At 33.5% G+C, this 24314-nt stretch carries 22 protein-coding genes; 17 read left to right on the top strand and 5 right to left on the bottom strand.

Features of this window, described 5'->3' with window-relative positions:
- From E5167_RS03085 to E5167_RS03075, 3 genes are all read left to right on the top strand, one after another.
- Positions 1-585: a Crp/Fnr family transcriptional regulator gene (locus E5167_RS03085; protein WP_136840959.1), complete on the top strand. Its 585-nt coding sequence runs from the start codon at positions 1-3 to the stop codon at positions 583-585.
- A gap of 95 nt (positions 586-680) precedes the next feature.
- Positions 681-1034 (top strand): nuclear transport factor 2 family protein, encoded by a 354-nt coding sequence (locus E5167_RS03080; RefSeq protein ID WP_136840957.1) that lies wholly within the window; start codon positions 681-683, stop codon positions 1032-1034.
- A gap of 19 nt (positions 1035-1053) precedes the next feature.
- Positions 1054-1629 (top strand): YceI family protein, encoded by a 576-nt coding sequence (locus E5167_RS03075; protein ID WP_136840955.1) that lies wholly within the window; start codon positions 1054-1056, stop codon positions 1627-1629.
- Positions 1630-1749: 120 nt separating this feature from the next.
- On the opposite strand, the gene E5167_RS03070 is transcribed toward E5167_RS03075, so the two are convergent.
- Positions 1750-4236: a DUF5686 and carboxypeptidase-like regulatory domain-containing protein gene (locus E5167_RS03070; protein WP_136840953.1), complete on the bottom strand. Its 2487-nt coding sequence runs from the start codon at positions 4234-4236 to the stop codon at positions 1750-1752.
- Positions 4237-4304: 68 nt separating this feature from the next.
- The gene (locus E5167_RS03065; protein ID WP_136840951.1) at positions 4305-5282 is read right to left on the bottom strand and encodes a pyruvate dehydrogenase complex E1 component subunit beta; all 978 of its coding nucleotides are present in this window, start codon (positions 5280-5282) and stop codon (positions 4305-4307) included.
- A gap of 157 nt (positions 5283-5439) precedes the next feature.
- Here E5167_RS03065 and E5167_RS03060 point away from each other — a divergent pair, with 157 nt between their 5' ends.
- The 9 genes from E5167_RS03060 (at position 5440) to lspA (ending at position 15811) form a co-directional block, all read left to right on the top strand.
- Complete coding sequence (locus E5167_RS03060; protein WP_136840949.1) at positions 5440-6186, top strand: electron transfer flavoprotein subunit beta/FixA family protein; 747 nt, start codon at positions 5440-5442, stop codon at positions 6184-6186.
- 23 nt (positions 6187-6209) lie between these two features.
- Positions 6210-7166 carry an electron transfer flavoprotein subunit alpha/FixB family protein gene (locus tag E5167_RS03055; protein ID WP_136840947.1) on the top strand — a complete coding sequence of 319 codons (957 nt, stop codon included), beginning with the start codon at positions 6210-6212 and terminating at the stop codon, positions 7164-7166.
- Positions 7167-7331: 165 nt separating this feature from the next.
- Entirely contained in the window at positions 7332-7940 is a 609-nt protein-coding gene (locus tag E5167_RS03050) for a bifunctional nuclease family protein (RefSeq protein WP_136840945.1), read from the top strand.
- A gap of 109 nt (positions 7941-8049) precedes the next feature.
- Complete coding sequence (locus tag E5167_RS03045; protein ID WP_136840943.1) at positions 8050-9444, top strand: NupC/NupG family nucleoside CNT transporter; 1395 nt, start codon at positions 8050-8052, stop codon at positions 9442-9444.
- A 136-nt stretch (positions 9445-9580) separates the two neighbouring features.
- A complete protein-coding gene (locus E5167_RS03040; RefSeq protein ID WP_136840940.1) occupies positions 9581-10405 on the top strand; it encodes a thymidylate synthase in 825 nt (274 codons plus the stop codon).
- Between the two features lie 105 nt (positions 10406-10510).
- Positions 10511-13339: a T9SS type A sorting domain-containing protein gene (locus E5167_RS03035; RefSeq protein ID WP_136840938.1), complete on the top strand. Its 2829-nt coding sequence runs from the start codon at positions 10511-10513 to the stop codon at positions 13337-13339.
- Positions 13340-13451: 112 nt separating this feature from the next.
- Positions 13452-14387, top strand: coding sequence for a dihydrofolate reductase (locus E5167_RS03030; RefSeq protein WP_136840936.1), 936 nt, complete (start codon positions 13452-13454; stop codon positions 14385-14387).
- A 33-nt stretch (positions 14388-14420) separates the two neighbouring features.
- Positions 14421-15308, top strand: coding sequence for an ACP S-malonyltransferase (fabD, locus tag E5167_RS03025; RefSeq protein ID WP_136840934.1), 888 nt, complete (start codon positions 14421-14423; stop codon positions 15306-15308).
- Positions 15309-15313: 5 nt separating this feature from the next.
- Positions 15314-15811, top strand: coding sequence for a signal peptidase II (gene lspA, locus E5167_RS03020; RefSeq protein WP_136840932.1), 498 nt, complete (start codon positions 15314-15316; stop codon positions 15809-15811).
- Positions 15812-15844: 33 nt separating this feature from the next.
- Here the strand turns inward: lspA and E5167_RS03015 are convergent, their stop codons facing one another.
- From E5167_RS03015 to E5167_RS03005, 3 genes are all read right to left on the bottom strand, one after another.
- Positions 15845-16036: a hypothetical protein gene (locus tag E5167_RS03015; RefSeq protein ID WP_136840930.1), complete on the bottom strand. Its 192-nt coding sequence runs from the start codon at positions 16034-16036 to the stop codon at positions 15845-15847.
- Positions 16037-16215: 179 nt separating this feature from the next.
- A complete protein-coding gene (galE, locus tag E5167_RS03010; RefSeq protein ID WP_136840929.1) occupies positions 16216-17247 on the bottom strand; it encodes a UDP-glucose 4-epimerase GalE in 1032 nt (343 codons plus the stop codon).
- Positions 17240-18373 carry a DegT/DnrJ/EryC1/StrS family aminotransferase gene (locus E5167_RS03005; RefSeq protein WP_136840927.1) on the bottom strand — a complete coding sequence of 378 codons (1134 nt, stop codon included), beginning with the start codon at positions 18371-18373 and terminating at the stop codon, positions 17240-17242. Before E5167_RS03005 ends, galE begins: the two co-directional genes overlap by 8 nt.
- A gap of 102 nt (positions 18374-18475) precedes the next feature.
- Between E5167_RS03005 and E5167_RS03000 the strand changes: the two genes are divergently transcribed.
- From E5167_RS03000 to E5167_RS02980, 5 genes are all read left to right on the top strand, one after another.
- A complete protein-coding gene (locus tag E5167_RS03000) occupies positions 18476-19711 on the top strand; it encodes a 3-deoxy-D-manno-octulosonic acid transferase (RefSeq protein ID WP_136840925.1) in 1236 nt (411 codons plus the stop codon).
- Between the two features lie 103 nt (positions 19712-19814).
- Entirely contained in the window at positions 19815-21443 is a 1629-nt protein-coding gene (locus E5167_RS02995) for a M14 family metallopeptidase (RefSeq protein ID WP_239021933.1), read from the top strand.
- 5 nt (positions 21444-21448) lie between these two features.
- Positions 21449-23185, top strand: a complete 1737-nt coding sequence (locus tag E5167_RS02990; protein ID WP_136840923.1) for a M14 family metallopeptidase — start codon at positions 21449-21451, stop codon at positions 23183-23185.
- A 129-nt stretch (positions 23186-23314) separates the two neighbouring features.
- The gene (locus E5167_RS02985; RefSeq protein WP_136840921.1) at positions 23315-23596 is read left to right on the top strand and encodes a hypothetical protein; all 282 of its coding nucleotides are present in this window, start codon (positions 23315-23317) and stop codon (positions 23594-23596) included.
- A gap of 132 nt (positions 23597-23728) precedes the next feature.
- Complete coding sequence (locus E5167_RS02980; RefSeq protein WP_136840919.1) at positions 23729-24136, top strand: hypothetical protein; 408 nt, start codon at positions 23729-23731, stop codon at positions 24134-24136.
- The last annotated feature ends 178 nt before the right edge of the window (positions 24137-24314 follow it).

The following is a 24314-nucleotide window of genomic DNA, read 5'->3' as shown; positions in this document are numbered from 1 at the left end:
ATGGACACCACACCTTTTATAGAATACATAAATAAATATGTAAACTTAACTTCTAAAGAAGAAACACTTTTGCTTTCTAAAATAGTCTTTAGGAATTATCTAAAAGACCAATATATTATTCAACAAGGTGATGTTTGCAAAAGTGTAAATTTTATTATTTCTGGTTGTACTAAAACATTTTACATGGATTTAGAGGGTCAAGAACATATAGTTATGTTTTCTATTGAAGATTGGTGGACATCAGACTTAGGAAGTTTCATAACCCAAACTCCTGCCGATTTTAATGTTCAATGCCTAGAAAACACTAAAGTAGCTCAATTTACTTTTGATAACTTAGAAAAGCTATATGCTGAAATACCTAAGCTTGAGCGTCTTTTTAGAATGATTGTAGAACGCGCTTTTGCAGCTTCACAAAAAAGAATTATTAGAAGTTTTAGTCTTACTGCCAAAGAACGTTACCTAATTTTTAGAGAAGCATATCCAAAAATAGATCAGCGTGTTCCACAATACATGATTGCTTCATATTTAGGTATTACCAAAGAGTTTTTAAGCAAAATTAAAAGCCAACTCATCTATGACCAGTAAATGTTAATCTAGTTTAACATCATTTCGTAATCTACTTCATTTTATAAAGATTCATTGTTTTAGACATTTGTCTCATAATATTTAAAACAAAAACAATGAACACACTTTTAGAAAAAATCAGCACAATTAATGACATGATACTTCAAGGACAAGCCTTAGAAGCCTTTGATAAATTCTATCATGAAGATGTTATAATGCAAGAAAACGACAACCCAGTTATTGAAGGAAAAGCAGCTAACAGAAAACGCGAAGAAGAATTCTTTGATGCAATTACAGAATTTAGAGGCGCACAACCTTTAAAGGTAACTATTGGAGAAAATACGACTATGGTAGAATGGCATTTTGACTATACTCATAAAGATTGGGGAGTTAAAAATTACACTCAAGTTGCTGTACAAGATTGGAAAGACGGAAAAATAATTAAAGAAAAATTTTATTACGGAGAATAATTCTTAAAAAAGAAGAACAATGAAAAATTCAATTAAAAATTTAGCAGCCATTGCAATCGTTGCTTTTATGACAATGTCATTTACTACAGTTGATAATAAAAAAGTAGTAAACACAAAAAACAGTAAGATTACATGGAAAGGTTACAAGGTAACAGGTTCTCATCAAGGAACAATTGGTATAAAATCTGGGCACCTGAATTTTAATGGAGACAAACTAACTGGTGGCGAGTTCACTATAGACATGTCATCTATTACTAATACAGATTTGTCTGGCGAATATAAAGACAAACTAGAGGGTCATTTAAAATCAGATGATTTTTTTGGAGTAAAAAAATTCCCAACAGCACATTTAATGTTTACAAAAGTAAAATCCGTTGGTAAAAACTCATATAAAATTACAGGAAACATTACAATTAAAGGAAAAACAGAAACCATTAAATTTGATCTTTCAGTATATGGAAATAAAGCAAATGTGTCTTTAAAAATTGACAGAACAAAATTCGATGTACGATATGGTTCTACAAGCTTTTTTGACGGACTAAAAGACAAAGCTATCTATGATGAATTTGACTTAATTGCCGATTTAGAATTTTAAGCTGGTAAATTATAACATAGCCAATAGAACAGCTAGTAAAGCACAAGTTAAGTAACTTGTGCTTTTTTTTTATTACTTCTTTTCTTAATATTAAAAAAGGCAAAGATGTGAACAAATGCTCTAAAAATGAAATCCAAAGGTTCCTGTAATACCAAATTTTCTAGCATCAGGGTTGTCAAGATAATTTCCTCTAAAGTTAAAGTCTAAACGGAAAATTTTAAAAATATTACCAACGCCTAAACTGTATTCCCAATAAATTTCATCATCAGGTGCAACTAACGGTATATTTGTTGGACTGTTTAAGGCTATATTACCATTTGAAAGTGATCCCCAAACACCACGCACACTTATTATTTCACGTAAGTTGAGTTTACGTAATAACGGTATTCTAGAAAACAAACGACCATTAAAGTTATGTTCTAAATGTAACGATGCATACGTATCTGTAACAAACTCGTAAAAATCTAGCTGTGAGAATGTATTATAAATTGAGAAATACGATTGATTTCCAGGAATCACACTTAAGAGTCCAAGTGGCACATCACCAAAAGTTTTTCCTGCTTCAACAGTAGTTGTTAAACGCCCAAAGCCGCCTATTTGCCATGGCTGTAAGTACGAAAATTGTAACTTTGTATAATTAAAATCACTATTAAACAAGCTTTTATCTCCTTTACTTATTTGCGCAAAAATACGCGCAAAATCGTCGTTTGCTTCGTAACGCTCCACACCAAAACCTGTCATTTTTCGTTTTGGAAAATAAGACAATGAAAATGTGGTTTCAAACTGCTCAATTTTAGACGCAATTCCTGTTGGTATATTATAATCTAAACTAAAGGTTGGCGATGCCGATTCTAAGGTTCTATAATTTCCTCCCAGTCGCATTACAAAATTGCGCCAAGGTTCTATTTCAATCGCAGCGCTCGTTAAGTTAATTGAGGTTAATTTATCGTTAGCACCTGTTCCAACTACTGATGAGGATGCTAAGCTTCGTCCTAGCACATCGGTTGATGTAGTTAAACTTGCTCCTATTTGTTCTACATCTCGACGGTTTCCACCAGAAATAATGAGTCTGTTTTTTTTATCAATCAACCATTTTCCTGAAATACCATATTTAAACTTATCGTCTCTAAATCCGTAAGCTAAAAACCCTTCGAGTCGCCATATATCGTTGCGTCCAAAATAGGTTCTAACTCCTGTGCGTAAACGCAAGCCTTCTACTTCATTAAACCCAAAGGTTGAAAAAATAGGACCATAATCTAAAGGCAAGCTGTTAAACTCTATATATCCCGAAGCTAAAATACTTCCTAAGTTATACAAGCGTTTAAACTTTTTAACGGTTTTTAGGGTATCTAACATTTTATAGACGCCTTTTTCGTCTTTACTTAAATCTTCTAAACGATTAGAATTCCAAAATTCGTCATCACGATCATATATATCCTTATCGTAATAATAGACTTCTTCATCATAGAATTTTTTATCCTTCTGTATATCGAATTGATAATTATTAAATAAGGTGGTACGCTTACCATAAACGCCTCGCGATTTTTCTTTTTTATTAAAGGCAAAATCCGACAGCATATAATCTCGCTTTACTAGAAATAACGAGTCATTAAGCACTTCAAATTCTTGCTCGATGTAAATTTCTTTTACCCAATTAATGTTGGCACTTTTGGTTGCTTGTAGATTAATTTCTTTAATCGCATAGGTGGAATCATTCACCCAAAAATCGCCTTTAAATGTCAGTTCATTTTTTCGTCTTGGATAGTAAATAATATTGTAGCACCATTTGTTGTCTATAAAAGCACTATCAGATAACACATAGTTGTAAGTTTGTATTCCTGTTCTGGAAAGTGGACTCACAAAACTTTTATCGAAAAATTTTAAGTAATTATCATAGACATTAAAATCAGAATACAAATCACCTACAAAATCAATAATAATCTGGTTATCGCTAAACCCTGAGTTTTTATTGCCTTGTAATACTTCTTTTTCCTTGTTGATAGTATTATCACCATATACTTTAGACACAGCTTCGTTAATAAACATAGGCAAATAGGTTTTACCTGTCACACTTGAGGTGTCCACTTGTTCAAACACAAATTCCATTCCTCTAAATAGTTTGCTATTTATAAGTGCACTATCTATGGTATTAATATCAAATTCTACTTTTTCGTACTTATCGTACTCGTATTGTTTAAATTGTTTGAGTCCGTTTTTACGCTTGTGTTCCCATATTTTTCGTAAAATATCTATTGCTGGGTTGTTCTTTTTTGGTTGCTTTCCTGAAATTAAAACTACGGCATCCAATTGTGCTGTTTCTTCTTTTAAAGTAATTTTTAAATCGAAACTTACTTTTTTATCGAGTTGTAGTTCTAAAGTTTCATATCCAACAAAAGAAAATATAAGTGTTTTCCATGTTTCATCAGATTCTAAATAAAAGCGTCCATTCTCATTGGTAATGGTACCTTCGGAAGAGTTTTTAAAGATAACATTTGCAAAAGGTATTGGTTCGTTATTTTCATCAAACACGTGACCACTAACTTTTGTTTGCGATAATCCAGAACCTATTCCGAATAAAAAAAGAAAAACTATTAATCTATATCTCATATATTAAGAAAAAACTTCATCAACAATCGTGCTAATGAAGTTTTATAACGTAAAAATAACGGTTTATTTTATTGGTAAAGCACCTTTTTTACTGCTTTTACAACATCGTTACTATTTGGCAACCACTCTTCCAACAACACAGGTGAATATGGTGCAGGTGTATCGGCAGTATTAATTTTTTGAATTGGAGCATCTAAATAATCAAATGCTTTTTCTTGTACTTGGTAGGTGATTTCGGTTGACACATTTCCAAAAGGCCAAGCTTCTTCAAGAATAACCAATCTGTTTGTTTTTTTAACCGATTCTAGTATGGCGTTAATGTCTAAAGGACGTACTGTACGTAAATCAATAATCTCACAAGAAATACCTTCTTTCTCTAAATCGTCAGCAGCTTTATAAGCTTCTTTTATAATTTTACCAAACGACACTATAGTTACATCTGTTCCTTCTCTTTTTATGTCAGCAACACCAATAGGCAATACATACTCACCTTCAGGTACTTCACCTTTATCACCATACATTTGCTCACTTTCCATAAAAATCACTGGATCGTCATCTCTAATAGCAGCTTTTAGCAATCCTTTCGCATCGTAAGGATTTGAAGGAACAATTACTTTTAATCCAGGGCAATTGGCATACCAACTTTCAAAAGCTTGCGAATGTGTTGCTGCTAATTGACCTGCAGATGCAGTAGGACCTCTAAATACAATTGGACATTTAAATTGTCCCCCAGACATCTGTCTGATTTTTGCTGCGTTATTGATTATTTGATCTATACCAACTAACGAGAAGTTAAAGGTCATAAATTCTACAATTGGTCTGTTACCAGTCATAGTCGAGCCAACAGCTATTCCAGCAAAACCAAGCTCTGCAATTGGTGTATCAATAACTCGTTTTGGTCCAAATTCGTCTAACATCCCTTTTGAAGCTTTATAAGCACCATTATATTCTGCCACTTCCTCTCCCATTAAGTAAATACGCTCGTCTTTACGCATCTCTTCGCTCATTGCTTCACAAACGGCTTCTCTAAACTGAATTGTTTTCATTTATCAAGTTTTAATCGAACAGCAAAAGTAATAATTATTAGAAAATTAATAGAGATTCTTCGCTTTAAAAATTTCCTATGCATGCATAGGAAATTAATTGAATTTTAATTACCTTCGTAACCTCAAAATTTTATACTTAAAAAATCAAATACATAAGATGAAAATATTGGTATGCATTAGCCATGTGCCAGATACAACTTCAAAGATTAACTTCACTGAAGGTGATACAAAATTTGACACCAATGGCGTTCAATTTGTAATAAACCCTAATGATGAATTTGGGTTAACAAGAGCCATGTGGTTTAAAGAGAAACAAGGAGCTAGCGTAGATGTAGTTAATGTTGGAGGCCCTGAAACTGAGCCAACCTTACGTAAAGCTCTTGCTATTGGTGCCGATAGTGCTATTAGAGTTAACACTGAAGCAACTGATGGCTTTGCAGTAGCAAAACAATTGGCAAAAGTAGTTCAAGATGGTGGTTACGATTTAGTAATTGCAGGACGTGAGTCCATAGATTATAATGGTGGAATGGTTCCAGGAATGTTAGCTGCTTTAACCGACGCTAATTTTGTGAATAATTGCATTAGCCTAGAAGTTGATGAATCAAATGCTACAGCAACTAGAGAGATTGATGGCGGAAAAGAGACTGTTACTACCAGTTTACCCTTAATAATTGGAGGGCAAAAAGGATTGGTTGAAGAAAGTGATTTACGTATTCCAAATATGAGAGGTATTATGATGGCTCGTAAAAAACCTTTAAACGTTGTTGACCCTGTTGATGCTAACGCAGAAACCACTGCTGTTAAATTTGAAAAACCAGCGCCTAAAGGCGCTGTTAAACTAGTATCTCCAGATAATCTGGACGAATTAGTAAACTTACTTCATAACGAAGCGAAAGTGATTTAATCATCCTCAAAATTTAAAAGAACATGTCAGTTTTAGTATATACAGAATCAGAAAACGGAAAATTTAAAAAAGGAGCACTTGAGGTAGCTTCTTATGCCAAAGCAGTTGCTTCTCAAATGGGAACCTCGGTGACAGCTGTAGCTTTTAATGCAAGTAACGCTTCAGAATTGAGTAATTATGGTATAAACAAAGTATTAAACATCACAAATACTGATGAATTTAATGCAAAAATCTATGCTAATGCTTTAAAGCAAGCTGCAGAAAAGGAAGATGCTAAAGTAGTTGTAGTTAGCTCAAGTGCAGATGCCAAATATTTAGCACCTTTATTAGCAGTTGGCTTAAACGCAGGTTATGCCTCGAACGTTATTGAAGCACCTTCTAGCACAGTGCCTTTCACTGTTAAACGTACAGCATTTACAAACAAAGCGTTCAACTTTACCGAAATTAATACAGATGTAAAAATTGTTGGTGTTTCTAGTAATTCATTTGGGCTAGTTGAAAGCTCAGGAAATGCAACAGTAGAAGATTTTTCACCAAGTTTAACAACATCAAATACAAAAGTTCAATCGGTTGATAAAGCTACAGATAAAGTATCTATTGCAGATGCCGATATTGTAGTGTCTGGTGGACGAGGTTTAAAAGGTCCTGAAAACTGGGGAATGGTTGAAGAACTAGCAGAGGTTTTAGGTGCAGCAACAGCTTGTTCAAAACCAGTATCAGATCTTGGTTGGAGACCACATAGCGAGCACGTTGGCCAAACCGGAAAACCAGTAGCGTCTAACTTATACATTGCCATTGGTATTTCAGGAGCAATACAACACTTAGCTGGAGTTAATGCTTCTAAAGTAAAAGTAGTTATTAATACAGATCCTGAAGCACCTTTCTTTAAAGCTGCAGATTATGGTGTAGTTGGTGATGCTTTTGAAGTAGTTCCGCAATTAATTGAAAAATTAAAAGAATTTAAAGCGCAAAACGCATAATTTTTTTAACTTTAAATATCCAAGAACTGTTTAAATCCCCTTTAAAATGATCTTAACTTTTCAAATTTTTCACTTTTAGCGAAATTTGAGGTTAATTCATCTTAATTCTGCCTTTGGTAGTTGGTAAAGTCTAAATTTAAACAGTTCTTTGTGTTATAAATAATTATGAGTTTAGTAAGACTTAACATAAAAGGAATCTCTTATAGCCAAACACAAAATGGTGCATATGCACTTATTTTGAGCGAAGTTGATGGAGACCGAAAACTTCCAATAGTTATTGGAGCTTTTGAAGCACAATCTATAGCCATTGCTTTAGAAAAAGAGATTAAACCTCCAAGGCCACTAACTCATGATTTATTCAAAAATTTCTCTGACAGATTTGATATTGTTGTAAAGCAAGTTATTATCCACAAGTTGGTAGATGGTGTTTTTTATTCAAGTTTAATCTGCGAACGCGATAAAATTGAAGAAATTATAGATGCACGCACCAGTGATGCAATTGCCCTAGCTTTACGCTTTCAAGCACCTATATTTACTTACAAAAACATTCTAGATAAAGCTGGAATTTATTTAAAAGTAAACAAAGAAGATGAACAAAAAGCCGATAATATTTTAGTAGATGAAGTTCTGGCCGAAGAAATTGAAACCTCAGCTGGTCAAGATAATTTTAAAGGTAAGACTTTAAAAGAACTTCAAAAAATGCTAGATCAAGCTGTTACAAACGAAGACTACGAAACTGCTGCTAGAATTAGAGACGAAATCTCAAAACGTTAGAACTCACATTAATCTCGCATCAAAACAAAATAAATCCTTATCTTGCTTTTTGAATATTCATTGAGTGCTTTAATTGCCATGATATTTCATAGTCTATAAATTTACTTTTATGAAAAAATGTTTCTTAGCTTTTGTAGCTATTTTTTTTGTGATTACACCATCTTTCGCACAAGAAGCGACAACAACCATAATACCAAGTGAAGGTGTTACTTTCACTAGCATTTGGCGAGGTGTTTTAGGAATGATTTCTTTGGTTTTCATTGCCTTTCTCTTCAGCAGTAATAAAAGAGCTATTAATTGGAAAACGGTAGGTATTGGTCTATCATTTCAATTATTAATAGCTATTGGCGTCTTGAAGGTTGGGTTTATAAAAAGTGCATTCGAAGCTGTAGGGAAGGTATTTGTAAGTGTCCTTGACTATACAAGAGCGGGAAGCCAATTTTTATTTGAAGGTTTAGTGGTAGATATGGATACTTTTGGCTTTATTTTCGCTTTTCAAGTATTACCAACCATTTTATTCTTTTCGGCTTTAACTTCAGTTTTATTTTATCTTGGAATCATTCAAAAAGTAGTAAAAGCTTTTGGTTGGTTACTATCTAAGCTATTACAAATTTCTGGTGCTGAGAGTTTAAGTGTAGCTGGAAATATATTTTTAGGTCAAACTGAAGCCCCTTTGTTAATTAAAGCATATTTAGAGAAGATGAATAAATCTGAAATGCTTTTAGTGATGATTGGTGGTATGGCAACCGTAGCTGGAGCGGTATTAGCAGCATATATCGGATTTCTTGGAGGAGACGATCCTGCATTACGATTAGTATATGCAAAACACTTACTTGCCGCCTCTGTTATGGCAGCACCAGGTGCTATTGTGATTTCAAAAATATTATACCCCCAAACTGAAGACATAAATACAGATGTTTCCGTTTCACAAGAGAAAATCGGAACAAATTTACTTGATGCCATTGCCAATGGTACAACTGAAGGTTTAAAACTTGCAGTAAATGTTGGTGCTATGCTGCTAGTTTTTGTGGCTTTTATTGCAATGATAAATGGTATTTTAGGTTGGGTTGGAGATGTAACTACCATCAATGACTGGATGGCTGCAAATACATCTTATCCTAAAATATCGCTTGAAGCTATTCTTGGAACTGTCTTTGCTCCACTAATGTGGCTCATTGGTGTGGCTTCTGAAGATGTCATGATGATGGGACAATTACTAGGAATAAAACTAGCAGCCAGTGAGTTTGTAGGATATATCCAATTAGCCGACTTAAAAAATATAGCTAATGAAACACATTTAACATATAACAAATCAGTTATTATGGCAACTTATATGCTCTGTGGATTTGCTAATTTTGCATCCATAGGCATTCAAATTGGTGGTATTGGTTCGTTAGCTCCAGGACAACGTAAAACCTTATCAAGGTTTGGAATAAAAGCACTTATTGGAGGCACTATCGCATCACTTATTTCAGCAACAATTGCAGGAATGATTATTGGCTAGTGGCGAATCGCCACAGATAAATTATTAATGTCTATACGCACAAAATTGGTTAATAACTTTTTAAATAAATTTAAGCTCTCAACGTTTCTGTTTAGAGCTTTTTTTTACTTTTATTTCCACCAAATTTTATCATTCTATGAAGCAATATTTAGATTTAGTAAAGCACGTTTTAGAAAACGGAAATGAAAAGGCAGATCGTACAGGAACTGGCACCAAAAGTGTTTTTGGTTACCAAATGAGGTTCGATTTAAGCAAAGGATTCCCTATGGTAACTACTAAAAAATTGCACTTAAAATCTATTGTGCATGAATTGCTTTGGTTTTTAAAAGGTGACACTAACATAAAGTACTTAACCGAAAATGGTGTTAGAATCTGGAATGAATGGGCTGATGAAAATGGAGACTTAGGACCTGTGTATGGGCACCAATGGCGTAATTGGAATAATGATGAGATCGACCAAATACAAGAAGTTATCGATACTCTAAAAAATAATCCTGATAGCAGACGCATGTTAGTATCCGCCTGGAATCCTTCCGTATTACCTGACACTTCTATATCTTTTAGTGAAAATGTAGCTAATGGAAAAGCAGCATTACCACCATGCCATGCATTTTTTCAATTTTATGTAGCAGACGGTAAACTGTCATGCCAATTATACCAACGAAGCGCCGATATTTTTCTTGGTGTGCCTTTTAATATCGCTTCTTATGCTTTATTTACTATGATGATGGCTCAAGTTTGTGGTTTTGAAGCTGGTGAGTTTATACATACAATTGGAGATGCACATATTTACTCGAATCACTATGAACAATTAGAGCTACAGCTATCTAGAGATCCTAGACCATTACCTAAAATGACTTTAAACCCAGATGTTAAAAACATTTTTCATTTCGCTTTTGATGATTTTACACTAACAGATTATAACCCTCACCCACATATAAAAGGTGTCGTAGCTATTTAACAAGTAATTTGCTAAGCAATTGTTAATCTTTTCTTGTCCCTAAAGCATAAATAGCTTAACTTAGTAGCTTATAACCCTTGATTTATAAACATCAAACACTAATCTATGAAGAAACTATTACCCATTGGTGTATTTTTAATTTTAGCATTTGTTGCTTTTACTTTTACATCAGAGAAAGAGCAAAACATCTCAACTTCAAATGTAACAAGCAATAAACTAAAAACCTCAAAAAAAACACCAGAACAAAGGACATTATTTGCAGAAGAAAGAGCACGTTATGAATACAAATTACAAGCAAATCCTGCTACTGGCTTAATACCATTAGAAGAGAAAGAATTAGAATTCAATAATTCAAAAAAAGCGAAAATACGTTTTGATGGAGGAGACAATTTAAGAGCACCAGATGCATCCTTTATAAATAGAGGTCCTTCAAATCTTGGTGGAAGAACAAGAACAATCGTTCCTCATAGAACTAATCCAAACATAATACTAGCTGGAGGTGTAAGTGGTGGTGTATTTAGATCAACTGACTCTGGTGCTTCATGGACAAAAGTCTCTGCAAATGACGAGATTCATAATGTCACTGCCATTGTACAAGATCCTAGATTAGGTTTTGAAGATACTTGGTATTATGCAACTGGTGAGTTAAAAGGTAACAGTGCAAGCATTGGTGCTGATGTTTTTAACATAAATAGTAATAGTTACTTAGGAAGAGGTGTTTGGAAATCTACTGATGGCGGAATAACTTGGTCAAACCTAGGAACTAGAGGTGGATCTCAAGAGGTTTTTGATGACACTTTTGATTATATAAGTAATCTTGCAGTTGACCCAACAACTGGATATTTATTTGCGGCAACCGTTGGACGAATATATTTTTACCTTCCAAATGATACAGATCATCCACCTAATCTAACAGGCTGGTATTTTCTTGACGGAGTAACTTCTTGCTGTAGCACTACGCAAATGACAGATATAGCAATAACATCAACTGGTATAATTTATTATTCTATTGGCGGTGGTGGTCCAAATGCTGGAGTTTATAGTACTACTGATGCTAAAATTTGGAATGGAACTCCTGCAACAAAAATTAGCTCAGGTATTTTTACTCCTCCTGATAGAATTGTTTTAGGATTAGCTCCATCTAATACGAATAAAGTTTATGCTATATATAATAACGGTACTTCATCTGACTGTTCTGGTATCGCAGCACCAGAAGCTGATTTAAAAATGTGGGATCAAGCTGCCGCTGCTGGCGTTGGAGCTTGGACAGACTATTCAAACAAAATGCCAGATGAATCAGGCTGTAGCAATGGTAACGACCCATTTGCCGTTCAAGGTGGTTATAACTTAACCGTTAGTGTAAAACCAAATGATGAAGATTTTGTAGTTATAGGTGGAGTAAATGCCTATAGAATTACCGATATAGTTAATGATGCAACTTTTGATAGAATAGGTGGATATGCCAATACAAGCGGATATTCTCAATACGCAAATCATCATCCCGATGTGCATGCATTAGTTTTTAACCCACATAATAATAATGAGCTATTTTCAGGTACTGATGGTGGTATACATAAGACAAGTAACATAAATGCTGGTACTGTAGCCTGGACAAGCTTAAATAACAATTACCAAACACAACAGTATTATCATGTTGCTATTGATCCTTTGAGTGGTTCAGATTTTGTTCTTGGAGGACTTCAAGACAATGGGACTAATCAAGGAGGTTTGAGTGCAGGACAATCTAATCTTACAGAACAACAAAATATTTTTAGCGGTGATGGTGTAGCTGTTGCAATTTCTAGAGATAATGTAAACATTCCAACTTTTGTAGGCACTCAATATGGCAGCATATACAGACGTAATAAAAATCTTGGATCTGGTTTTATAAATGCAAACATTAAACCTACAGGAACACCTGATGGTATTTCCTCCCCTAGAGCTGAATTTGTTACTTACTTTTATCTAGACCAAGATAATAACAATGTTCTTTATTATGCAGCTAATGAAGATCTTTATAGAACAAATGATGCAAGCAACTCAACATCAACTGTTGGCACTGGCACCTCAGATTGGAATAATTTAGGTACTCCTACAAGCTTTGGATCACAAAGCATACGTAGATTAACCTCAACTTGGGGAACATACAACGCTGCAACAAGTTATTTATTAATTGGTGGAGAAGCTGGCAAAGTAGTAAGACTTGATGACCCTCATAATGCTACCCTAGCTTCTTCTGGAATTGATATCACTCCAAGTGGAGCCACAGGATATGTGTCAGATATAGCCATTCACCCAACAAATAGAGATATTGTATTATTGACATATTCTAATTATGGTGTAACAAATATCTACATTACTACTGATGCCACAGCAGCTTCGCCAACTTGGTACAATGCTGAACTCAATTTAAGTTCTCACTCTATTAGGTCTGCTGCTATTACAACTAATACTGCTGGTGAAGCCTTGTATGTTGTTGGAACAGCTAGAGGCCTGTATAGTTCAACAAACCCTATTGGAGCTCCTTTAGGAGGTTCGACAGTAAACTGGACTAGAGAAGCACCAAACTTAATTGGATATGCCGTTGTAAGCTCTATGTCTTATAGACCTGCTGACAATAAATTACTTATTGGCACACATGGTAATGGCATGTTTGAAGCCACTATTAATCATGTTTTAGGTCTTGAAGACAATGAGTTTAGTGAAAGCATTAAAGTGTATCCTAACCCTGTTAAGAATACTTTAAACTTAAATATATCTAATGAATTAAGTAAAGATGCAACCTTTATAATAAACAATGTTCTTGGACAAAACGTTATGGAAGGGACAATAGAAAACAATCAAGTAAATGTTAATAATTTAAATACTGGAATTTATTTTATACAAATTTCTTCAAATGGTAAGAAAGGTGTGAAACGCTTTATTAAAAAATAAAATAATTTAGCTTTTAAAAGAAAGGGTTTTGACAATGTCAAAACCCTTTCTTTTTCTTAATCTATTTGATTAAATTTACAGTTATTATTCATACCACTTAAAGCGTATTGATATGTTTGGAAAAAAGAAAAACACCCCCTCTATAGATAGTGAGCAGTTGGAGTTAATACAAAATGCTCAACGACGTATAAAGCAAAAAAAACGTTTATATGTTCATTTTGTAATCTTCTTGATTGGATCTATTTTTTTAATATTAGCAAATACTGTTTTAGGAATTGGTGAAGACGTTAAATTCTTTGGTAAGGAATGGTTTTTGTTTGCAATTTTTATTTGGCTCTTTCTTTTTTTATATCATGTATTTAATGTATTTATCACTAATAAATTCATGGGGAAAGATTGGGAGAAATCTCAATTAGAAAAACTTGTTGCGAAACAACAAAACCGTATAGAAAAACTAAAAAAAGGGTTTGAGAAAGAAGAAAAATTAATGGCTCAAAGTCAAGTTTATAATCAAGCAAAACCTCAAACTAAAGTACCTTTAGAAAAATCTGGGCATAAACAAGACCTTACTATTATTGTTGCTGCTGCCGAAAATGATGCCATAGGAAAAAACAATCAGCTTATTTGGCACTTAAGTGATGACTTAAAACGGTTTAAAGAACTTACAAATGGACATCATATAATTATGGGAAGAAAAACTTTTGAAAGTTTTCCTAAACCACTTCCTAATAGAAAACATGTAGTAATTTCGAGACAAGAAAATTACAAAGTTCCTGAAGGCGTTATAGTAGTAAATTCATTGGCTAACGCTATAGATATGGCAAAAAATGATTCCCAACCGTTTATTATTGGTGGAGGCGAAATATATAAACAAGCTATGTTATTTGCCAACAAAATAGAGTTAACAAGAGTGCATCATAGTTTTGAAGCAGATACTTTCTTTCCAAAAATTGATACTTCAACATGGAAAGAAACCCAAAACAGATATCATGACAAAGACAATAATCATGAGTATGCCTTCTCTTTTATAACCTATGAAAGAAAATAAAATTCCTATTTTTGCACTCTAAAACAACACTAAATGAACGCATATATTTTTCCTGGTCAAGGAGCCCAATTTTCAGGAATGGGTTTAGATCTTTACGAAAACTCATCTTTAGCTCAAGAATTATTTGAAAAAGCTAATGAAATTTTAGGTTTCTCAATAACCGACATTATGTTTGAAGGTTCTGCTGATGATTTAAAAGAAACTAAAGTTACTCAACCAGCAATCTTTTTACACTCTGTTATTTTAGCAAAAACATTAGGAGACAATTTTAAACCAGATATGGTAGCTGGACATTCTCTTGGCGAGTTCTCAGCATTAGTTGCTGCAGGTGCATTAACCTTTGAAGATGGTTTACGGCTTGTATCTCAGCGTGCTTTGGCTATGCAAAAAGCTTGCGAGCTTCAACCAAGTACAATGGCAGCAGTTTTAGGCTTAGATGATGATATTGTTGAGAAAGTGTGTGCTACTACCGAAGGGGTTGTAGTTGCTGCCAACTATAATTGCCCAGGGCAATTGGTGATTTCTGGAGAAATCGATGCCATTAACAGAGCTTGTGAAACTTTAAAAGAAGAAGGGGCGCGTCGTGCTTTAGTATTACCTGTTGGTGGTGCATTTCATTCACCTATGATGGAACCTGCAAGAGAAGAATTGGCTGCAGCTATTGAAAACACAACTTTTAGTAAACCAAGTTGTCCGATTTATCAAAACGTAACTGCAAATGCAGTTACTGATGAAAATGAAATTAAGGCTAACTTAATTTTGCAATTAACTGCTCCTGTACGTTGGACACAATCTGTACAACAAATGATTAGCGATGGTGCTACTCTATTTACCGAAGTAGGTCCTGGTAAAGTATTACAAGGATTAGTAAAAAAAATAAATCGAGAAGCGCAAACTGCTTCTGCAACTCTAGAAGCGTAACCTAGATGAATATTTCTCGTAACACTTCAATTATTTTGTTGGTCATAGCTAATATTGCGGTTGATCAAATATCTAAGTTTTGGGTTAGAGCTACTGTAGAGGCAAAAAGTAGTTCGTCAATTATTGGCGACTATCTCACCTTAAGAAATGTTGAGAATGATGGTGCTTTTCTAGGTATGGGAGGTGATTTAAATCCAACATTAAAATTGTTTGTTTTACTAATCATTCCTTCAGCAGTTCTCTTGTTTGTTTTATACTATATGTTTAAAGAAAAACACATGGACAAACTCTCTTTAACAGGTTTTTCGTGTGTTGTAGGTGGTGGTATTGCCAATGTTTTTGACAGGTTTATATATGGTTCTGTAACCGATTTTCTTTTTATTGATTTGGGCTTTGTAAGAACTGGTATTTTTAACCTAGCAGATTTGTCGGTGACCACCGGAATGATTTTAATTTTATGGTCTAGCTTAAAACATCGTAAAAAAGATAACGTAAGTTCTTAAAAAAAGAGCCTCAAATTATTGAGGCTCTTTTTTTTATCTTGCTAAAACACAATCTTCACAGTCTTTTACTTCACCATAATAGGTTTCTCTATACTTATGGAGTGTTTTGTAAGGAATATTTAAAAATTGTTTTTTAATGTAAGTTACCTTAATAGACAACGCTCCCATTTTTCTTGTAAACCTTGTTTCAGGTTTAGTTTCTCTTTTAATACTAATCAATTTCATTGTAAATCATTTATCATTAGCTACAAAGAAACACAAGCTTATACCCAATTCCAAATTTAAAATATTAAATCATTGTTAATCAATATGTTAATTATTGATTTAACAATCTTAAGCTATTATGGTTGAGATATTGTTAAGTAAAAGCTCTAATCATTAATGAAAGTTAAATGACTATTACCTCAAATTTGGGTGTTTTTACGAATGCTTTGTTCCCATTTCCAAGCAGAAGCTAATGCATCATCTAAACTAGATTCTGCTTTCCATCCTAAAATAGTATTTGCCTTTTTTGTGTTAGCATAGGCTTCAATAACATCGCCAGCTCTTCTATTGGCTATTTTATAATTTAGCTTTTGTCCAGAAACCTTTTCAAAAGACTTAATAACATCTATTACGCTACTCCCCTTTCCTGTGCCAATATTAAACGTTTCGTAATTAGTAGTGTTCTTGTTATCTAACAAACGTTTTAGTGCTACAACGTGCGCTTTCGCCAAATCAACCACATGAATATAATCTCTTATACAGGTACCATCATGTGTTGGGTAATTATTTCCAAAAACAGATAATTGCTCTCGTAAACCAATAGCTGTTTGTGTTATAAATGGCACCAAGTTTTGAGGCACTCCAATTGGTAATTCGCCAATGTTAGCACTTTCATGAGCACCAATTGGGTTAAAATAACGTAAGGCTATGCCTTTAAATTCACTGTTTATTTTGCAAACATCTTGAATGATTTCTTCTCCAATTTGTTTGGTATTTCCGTAAGGTGATTCCGCTTTTTTAACAGGAGCATCTTCGGTTATTGGCATTTCATCAGCTTGACCATACACTGTACAAGACGAACTAAAAATAAAATTAGCTTCATCTAGTTTTTGCATTTCTTGAAGTATATAAACTAAGGTGTTTATATTGTTTTCGTAGTATAATAATGGTTTTTCTACGCTTTCGCCTACTGCCTTACTTGCCGCAAAATGGATAACGCCTTGTAAATCGTTATGCTTATTAAAAAAGGATTGAACTCTGGTTTTTTCCTTTAAATCTAGTTTTTTAAAAATTGGCTTAACTCCAGTTATAGACGTAATTCTATCTAGAACATCTTCAGAGGAATTTGATAAATCATCAATGATAACCACTTCAAAGCCTTCATTTTGAAGCTCTACTACTGTATGAGACCCGATAAACCCTAATCCTCCTGTAACAAGTATTTTAGCCATTTACAAAATTGATTACTGTGCTTGTTATAAATGCTATTTGTTCATCATCTAACTCAGTATGCATAGGTAATGAAATTACTTCTTTGATAAGCTGATTGGTTACCGTAAAATCTGCTTCATTATACCTTGAATCTTTGTACGCTTCTTGTAAATGTAATGGTACTGGATAATACACACCACATGGAATTCCGTTAGCATTTAAATGCTCCACAAGCGCATCTCGTTTTCCATTCGTTATCTTTAAGGTATATTGATGAAACACATGATTATCATCTGCTCCATTTCTAAAAGGCGTGGTTATATTATCTATTCCTTTAAAAGCCTCATCATATTTGCTAGCAGCTTCTTTTCGACTTTCATTATAAGCATCTAATTTTGGAAGTTTTGCATTTAACACCGCTGCTTGCATGGAATCTAATCTAGAATTTACACCTACCACATCGTGATAATAACGTCTGTACATACCATGATTTACAATACCTCGAATGGTATGCGCTAAATCGTCGTTATTTGTAAAAATAGCACCGCCATCACCATAACAACCTAAATTTTTAGAAGGGAAAAACGAAGTTGATGCTACATGACCAATCGTTCCTGCTTTTTGTTTTGTTCCATCTTCCGACGTGTAAGTTGCTCCAATGGCTTGCGCATTATCTTCAATGACATATAAATTATGTTCCTTAGCAATGTCCATTATAGCATCCATATTGGCACATTGACCAAATAGGTGCACAGGCACAATCGCTTTGGTATTGGGCGTAATGGCCTTTTTAATAGCATTAATATCTATATTAAAAGTATCAGGCTCTACATCAACTAAAACTGGTGTCAAACCTAGTAAGGCAATGACCTCAACCGTTGCCGCAAAAGTAAAATCGGCAGTGATAACTTCATCTCCTGGTTTTAAACCTAAACCCATCATTGCTATTTGAAGCGCGTCTGTACCATTAGCACAAGGTATAACATGCTTTACACCTAAATAATCCTCTAATTTTTTTTGAAACTCATGAACCTTAGGCCCATTAATAAAAGCTGTAGAATCTATAACTTCTAATATTGAAGAATTGACTGTGTCTTTAATTTCTTCATACTGACCCTTAAGGTCTACCATTTGTATTTTTTTCATCAGTAGAATTTGAAATTCTTTGACAGCGAAAATACAAAATTCGTAGGTTTTTACGAATGTATTTTAGATTAAACAATGTATTTTAGCTCTATACAAATTACTTTGAAAAGACTTTACAACATATTAACTCATATTGCGGCTTTTCTCATAAAAATAGCTGCGCTTTTTAATAAAAAATTAAAGCTTGGTGTAAAAGGTAGAGCAAAAACTTTTTCTGTTTTAAAGAGTGAAATTAGCGATAAAGACAGTGTTATTTGGTTTCATTGTGCATCGTTAGGCGAGTATGAACAAGGTCTTCCTGTATTTGAGGAAATAAAATCTTTAAACCCTAATCATAAAATTGTACTTAGTTTTTTCTCTCCATCAGGTTTTGAAATACGAAAAAACACACCTATTGCCGATTGCGTTGTATATCTACCACTAGACACCAAGAAAAATGCTAAACAATTCCTAGACTTGGTTCACCCTGAATTAGTAATTTTTGTGAAGTATGAAATTTGGCCTAACTATCTTTTTGAAATTAAACGCAGACAAGTTAAAGCCATTTTAATTTCGGCTTTATTTAGAAAAAAACAGAGTTTCTTTAAGTTTTCTGGAAAGTGGATGCAAAAAGCACTATTCACTTTTAATCACATTTTTGTTCAAAATGAGGAGTCTAAAAAACTACTTGAGCAAATTGATTATGCTGAAGTAACTGTGTCTGGAGACACACGGTTTGATAGAGTTTCGAATCAATTAAATATTGACAATTCATTAGACTTTATTGAAGTATTCAAGCAAGATAAACTCTGTGTTGTAGCTGGCAGTACTTGGCCAGAAGGAGAGAATTTATTAATCCCCTTTATTAATAACGACAATACTAACACTAAATATGTTATTGCACCTCATAATATAAAAAGCGGTCAGATTTCTAATTTAAAAACAAAACTAACCAAAGCCACTGTTTTATATTCAGAAAAAGAATCTGTAGAAATATCAAACGCCCAAGTTTTTATAATTGATACTATTGGTTTTTTATCTAAAATATATAGTTATGCTGATATTGCTTATGTAGGAGGCGCCATAGGAACCACTGGTTTGCATAATACTTTAGAGCCTGCTGTATTTGGTGTGCCGATTATTATTGGAGATAATCATGAAAAATTCCCTGAAGCTAAAACTATGATTGACAACAATGGCATGTTTAGCATTAAAAGTCAAGAAGAGTTTAATTCCATTTTAAATCAATTAATTCAAAATGATAATTTTAGAACTACCTCTGGAAAACACAATGCAGAATATATTTCTAAAAATAGAGGCGCTGTAACTTCAATAATGGCTTACCTTAACAAACGTTAAAGCCTTTGTTTTGTTTGGATAATATCTAAATATAAAATAGGTTTGTTAGGTATCCATAATTCAATGGATATATTCATAATTACAAACTAAATTCACACACATTATGTTTAAAACCAACCAATCATTATTCAAATTATTTTGGATATGTATGTGTCTCGTTTCTGTAAACGTCTTTGCGCAATCAGATTACAGAAATAATAACGAGTTAACAAATGCGCTAAAACAGCTTAAAAGTAAGCACTCAGCTAATGTAAAGCTACAATCATTAACAAAAACTATTGGAGGACACGATATTTGGGCCTTAACTTTATTTAAAGGCAAACCTGAAGATAATCCTGCTATAGCAATAGTAGGTGGCGTTGATGGAAGTTTATTACTAAGCAGGGAAATGGCTGTAAATATTGCTGAAAATATTTTAACAAACCATAAAGATGTTTTAGATAATACTACGTTTTACATTTTTCCAAACATGAGTCCAAATGCGTCTGAGCAGTATTTTTCAAAACTTAAATATCACAAACTTGGTAATGCAAAAAAAACAGATGATGATAGAGATGGTTTAACAAATGAAGATACTTTTGAAGATTTAAATAATGATGGATTAATCACATTAATAAGAGTTGAAGATGTCACTGGAAATTATATAAAACTTAAGGAAGATGAGAGAGTCATGATTAAAGCCAATCCACAAGAAGGAGAATTAGGCACACACAAAGTTTTTAGTGAAGGAATTGATAATGATAAAGATGGAAAGTATAACGAAGATGGTGATGGAGGTGTTCATTTCAATAAAAATCTTACTTACAATTTCCCATACTTTCAACCTGGTGCTGGTGAACATGCTGTTTCCGAAAAAGAGCATCGCGCACTTTTAGATTTTCTATACGAACAATGGAATATTTATGCAATATTAACTTTAGGACCTGAAAACAACTTATCAAACCCTCTTAAATATAATGCAGCAAATGCTAGAAAAAGAGTTGTGGCGAGTATTTTAAAAGATGATGAAGCACTAAATAAGTTCCTCTCAAAAAAATACACTAAAATTACTGGCACAAAGGATGCACCTAATGCCAACGGAAAAGGTGGAGACTTCTTTGAATGGTCTTATTTCCACTTTGGGAAATTAGCCATGAGCACTCCTGGTTGGTGGGCGCCTAAATTTAAAGGAGATTCCACAATAAAAGCCAAAAAAAATTACAAAGCAAATTTTTTACAGTGGGCTGAAGCCGAAGACTTATCAAACTACTTTGTAGATTGGAAAGAAGTAAATCATCCCGATTTTCCTAATAAAAAAGTTGAAGTTGGAGGTATTGCTCCATTCGTAATGACCAATCCTCCTTATAGCATGGTTGAAGATATCAGTAAAAAGCATACCGATTTTGTCTTAGAAATCTCTAAAATGCAACCTAATATTTCTATTGAAAACGTTACTACTGAAAAAGTTGACAACGGACTTACAAGAGTTACCCTTAACATTCACAATAAAGGATTATTACCAACACACACCGAAATGGGAAAACGATCTAGATGGTTAAGGCGCATTAAAGTTGACGTTAAATTGGATAAAAGTCAAGAAGTGATTTCTGGAAAAAAGATCCAACTTATAAATAGTATTGATGGTGATAGCTCAGAGGAATTAACATGGCTAATTAAAGGCAAAGGCTCTCTAACTATTGAAGCAGGGGCAGCGCATACAGGAGCAGATAAAACAACTATCAACTTAAAATAAGAATCATGAATACACATAACAAAATAATAATATTTCTTGCGTTTATGTTAATGGTTCCATTAGCAATTAATGCACAAAAAGCAGAAGACATTTTTAGAGCAGCAGGCTCACCTCATAATCCAAAAGTTCAAATCTCTTTCAATAAATATTATACCGCTGAAGGATTAGCAGCCATAAGCAAAAAAATAGCTGAAGCGCATCCTAACTTGGTTAGAAGAGAATCCATTGGAAAATCAACCGAAGGAAGAGACATCTGGATGATGGCAATCACCAATTACAAAGTAGGTGATGCCGACAGAAAACCAGGTTTTTATATTGATGGAAATATTCATTCTAACGAAATTCAAGGTGCCGAAATAAGTACTTACACCGCTTGGTACTTAACTGAGAATTTTGGCGATGTTGACTATGTCACGAATATGCTTAACGACCGTATATTTTATATTGTTCCAACTATCAATCCTGATGCAAGGAACAATTATATGAAAGAAGCCAATACAGGGAGCAGCCCAAGAGCAGGTATGATTCCTCTAGATGACGATAGAGACGGATTGTTTGATGAAGATGGTTTGGAAGATTTAGATGGTGATGGTTCGGTTACAAGAATGCGTCGTAAAAACCCTAATGGTAATATGATTGTTGATCCTAAAGATCCACGAATGATGATTCAAATTGGTCCTGATGATATTGTAACGACGCAACGTTATGAGTTTCTAGGATCTGAAGGTATCGACAACGATGGTGATGGACTTGTAAATGAAGATCGCCCAGGATATTACGATCCAAATAGAGATTGGGCTTGGAAATGGCAACCAGATTACATTCAACGTGGTGCTTACAAATATCCATTTTCTGCTCCAGAAACTAGAGCAGTTGCTGATTTTGTATTAAAACACCCTAATATTGCTGGTGCTCAAAGTTTTCATAATTCTGGTGGTATGATTTTAAGAGGTCCAGGTGCCGAAGAAGATGCTTCCACATACAACAGAGCTGATGTTGCCATTTATGATGCCATTGGTAAAAAAGGTGAAAAAATGTTACCAGGATATCGCTATATGGTAGTATATAAAGATTTATATTCTGTATTTGGAGGTGAGTTAGATTGGTTTTATGGAGGTAGAGGAATCTACACGTTTACAAACGAAATTTTTAGTTCTTTTGCTTATTACAAAACAAAAGACAGAGACCCTAACCAAATGTATAACTTCGAAAAAGATTTACTAATGGGTGACGCCTTTACAGAATGGAAACCTTACAATCACCCAACTTATGGGGAGATAGAAATTGGCGGTTTTAGAAAAAATATTGGTCGTGCAACCCCAGGATTCATGTTAGAAGAAGAACTACACAGAAACATGGCATTTACATTTTATCATGCCTTCCACATGCCTCTTTTAAGTATTGACTCTATTAAAGAGAAAAAACTAGGTGGTGGTTTAACTGAGGTTACAGCTTACATAAAAAATTCACGTTTAATGCCTACACATGCAAGTCAGGATTTAAAATACAATATTACAAGACCAGACTATATATCCATAAAAGGAGCAAAAGTAGTTGCAGGTATGATTGTTACGAATGAGGATTTTGGTGTTACTGAAGAGCAAAAAACTAACCCAGAAACATTAAGAGTTAGAAATATTCCTGGAAACAGTATTGTAAAAGTTCGTTGGATTATTAAAGGAAATTCTAGTTATACAATTACTGTCGATAGTGAAAAAGGTGGTATAGTTTCAAGTAAATAAAGTAGAAGTTTAATATTTTCGAAAAAATTAAAAAAGCTCTAAATGAAATGTTTAGAGCTTTTTTTTATATATTTAAGTAAATAATATTTGGCTTTAACAACGTAAGTATAAGCTAAAAAATACAAATTTATGTTAGCTGATGGCTTAAAAATGATGCTCGCCATGGCTCTCTTTTTTGGAGCTATGTATTTATATGCTTGGATGCCAGAAATTATTGCTGCTCGTAAAGAGAAACAACGCGAAAAAGAAAAACTACAAAAAACAGTAAATAGAGAAGCTAAAAAACTAGAACTACAAAAGTTAAGAGAAGAAAAATTCCAAACAGTTCAAGAAAGACGTGCAAAAATTAGAGAACACTTTCAATGGCTTGAGAAAATGAATAAACAAATTGAACAGATTAAGAATAAATAAGATTTTACATAACAGTAATACATTTTGTTTTTAAAAACATCCAGAATCATTTTAATTACGTAAATATATTTAAATTATACTCTATGATTAAAAAGGGTTAATTAATAATATAAAAAACTAAAAATCACTAAAATGAAAAAATTATTTTTAAGTATTGCATTTGTTTTAGCACTAGGCTTAACATTCACATCTTGTAAAGACAAAAAAGCTTCAGAAGAAGTTGAAGAAACTATGACAGAAGTTGTTAAAAATACTGAAGATGTTATGGATGATGCAAAAAACGCTGTTGATAATGCTAAAGAAGCTGGAAACGAATTAATTGCTAATGCTGAAAAAGCATTAATGGAAGCTCAAGAAGAAGCTAAAAATGCCGTTGGAGATGCTAAAATAGCTGCTGAGAAAAAAGTAGAGGAAGCTAAAAAAGCACTTGAAGAACTAAAAGTACTTTCTAAAGAATCTATAGAAAAAGCAAAAAATGCTATGGATGATACTAAAAACGACGTTAATAAAGCAGCTGATATGCTTGAAAACAAGAACTAATTTAAGCTCAAAACTAATTAATAAAAAACTCTAGGATTTCTAGAGCTTTTTTTATTGAGTCGTCCTAAAATAGGTTGACAGTTTATAAATAAAAATTAGATAGGACCAGTGAAGTTAACTTCACTGGTTTTTTTGTTGTGTACAAAGTTAGGTGTTTTGTAATTAAGGCTCAAATGTG

It is taken from the genome of Pontimicrobium aquaticum (assembly GCF_005047595.1).
Lineage (GTDB): Bacteria > Bacteroidota > Bacteroidia > Flavobacteriales > Flavobacteriaceae > Pontimicrobium > Pontimicrobium aquaticum.
Note: the sequence above shows the minus strand (reverse complement) of the source record. Positions and strands in the feature narration are given on the sequence as shown.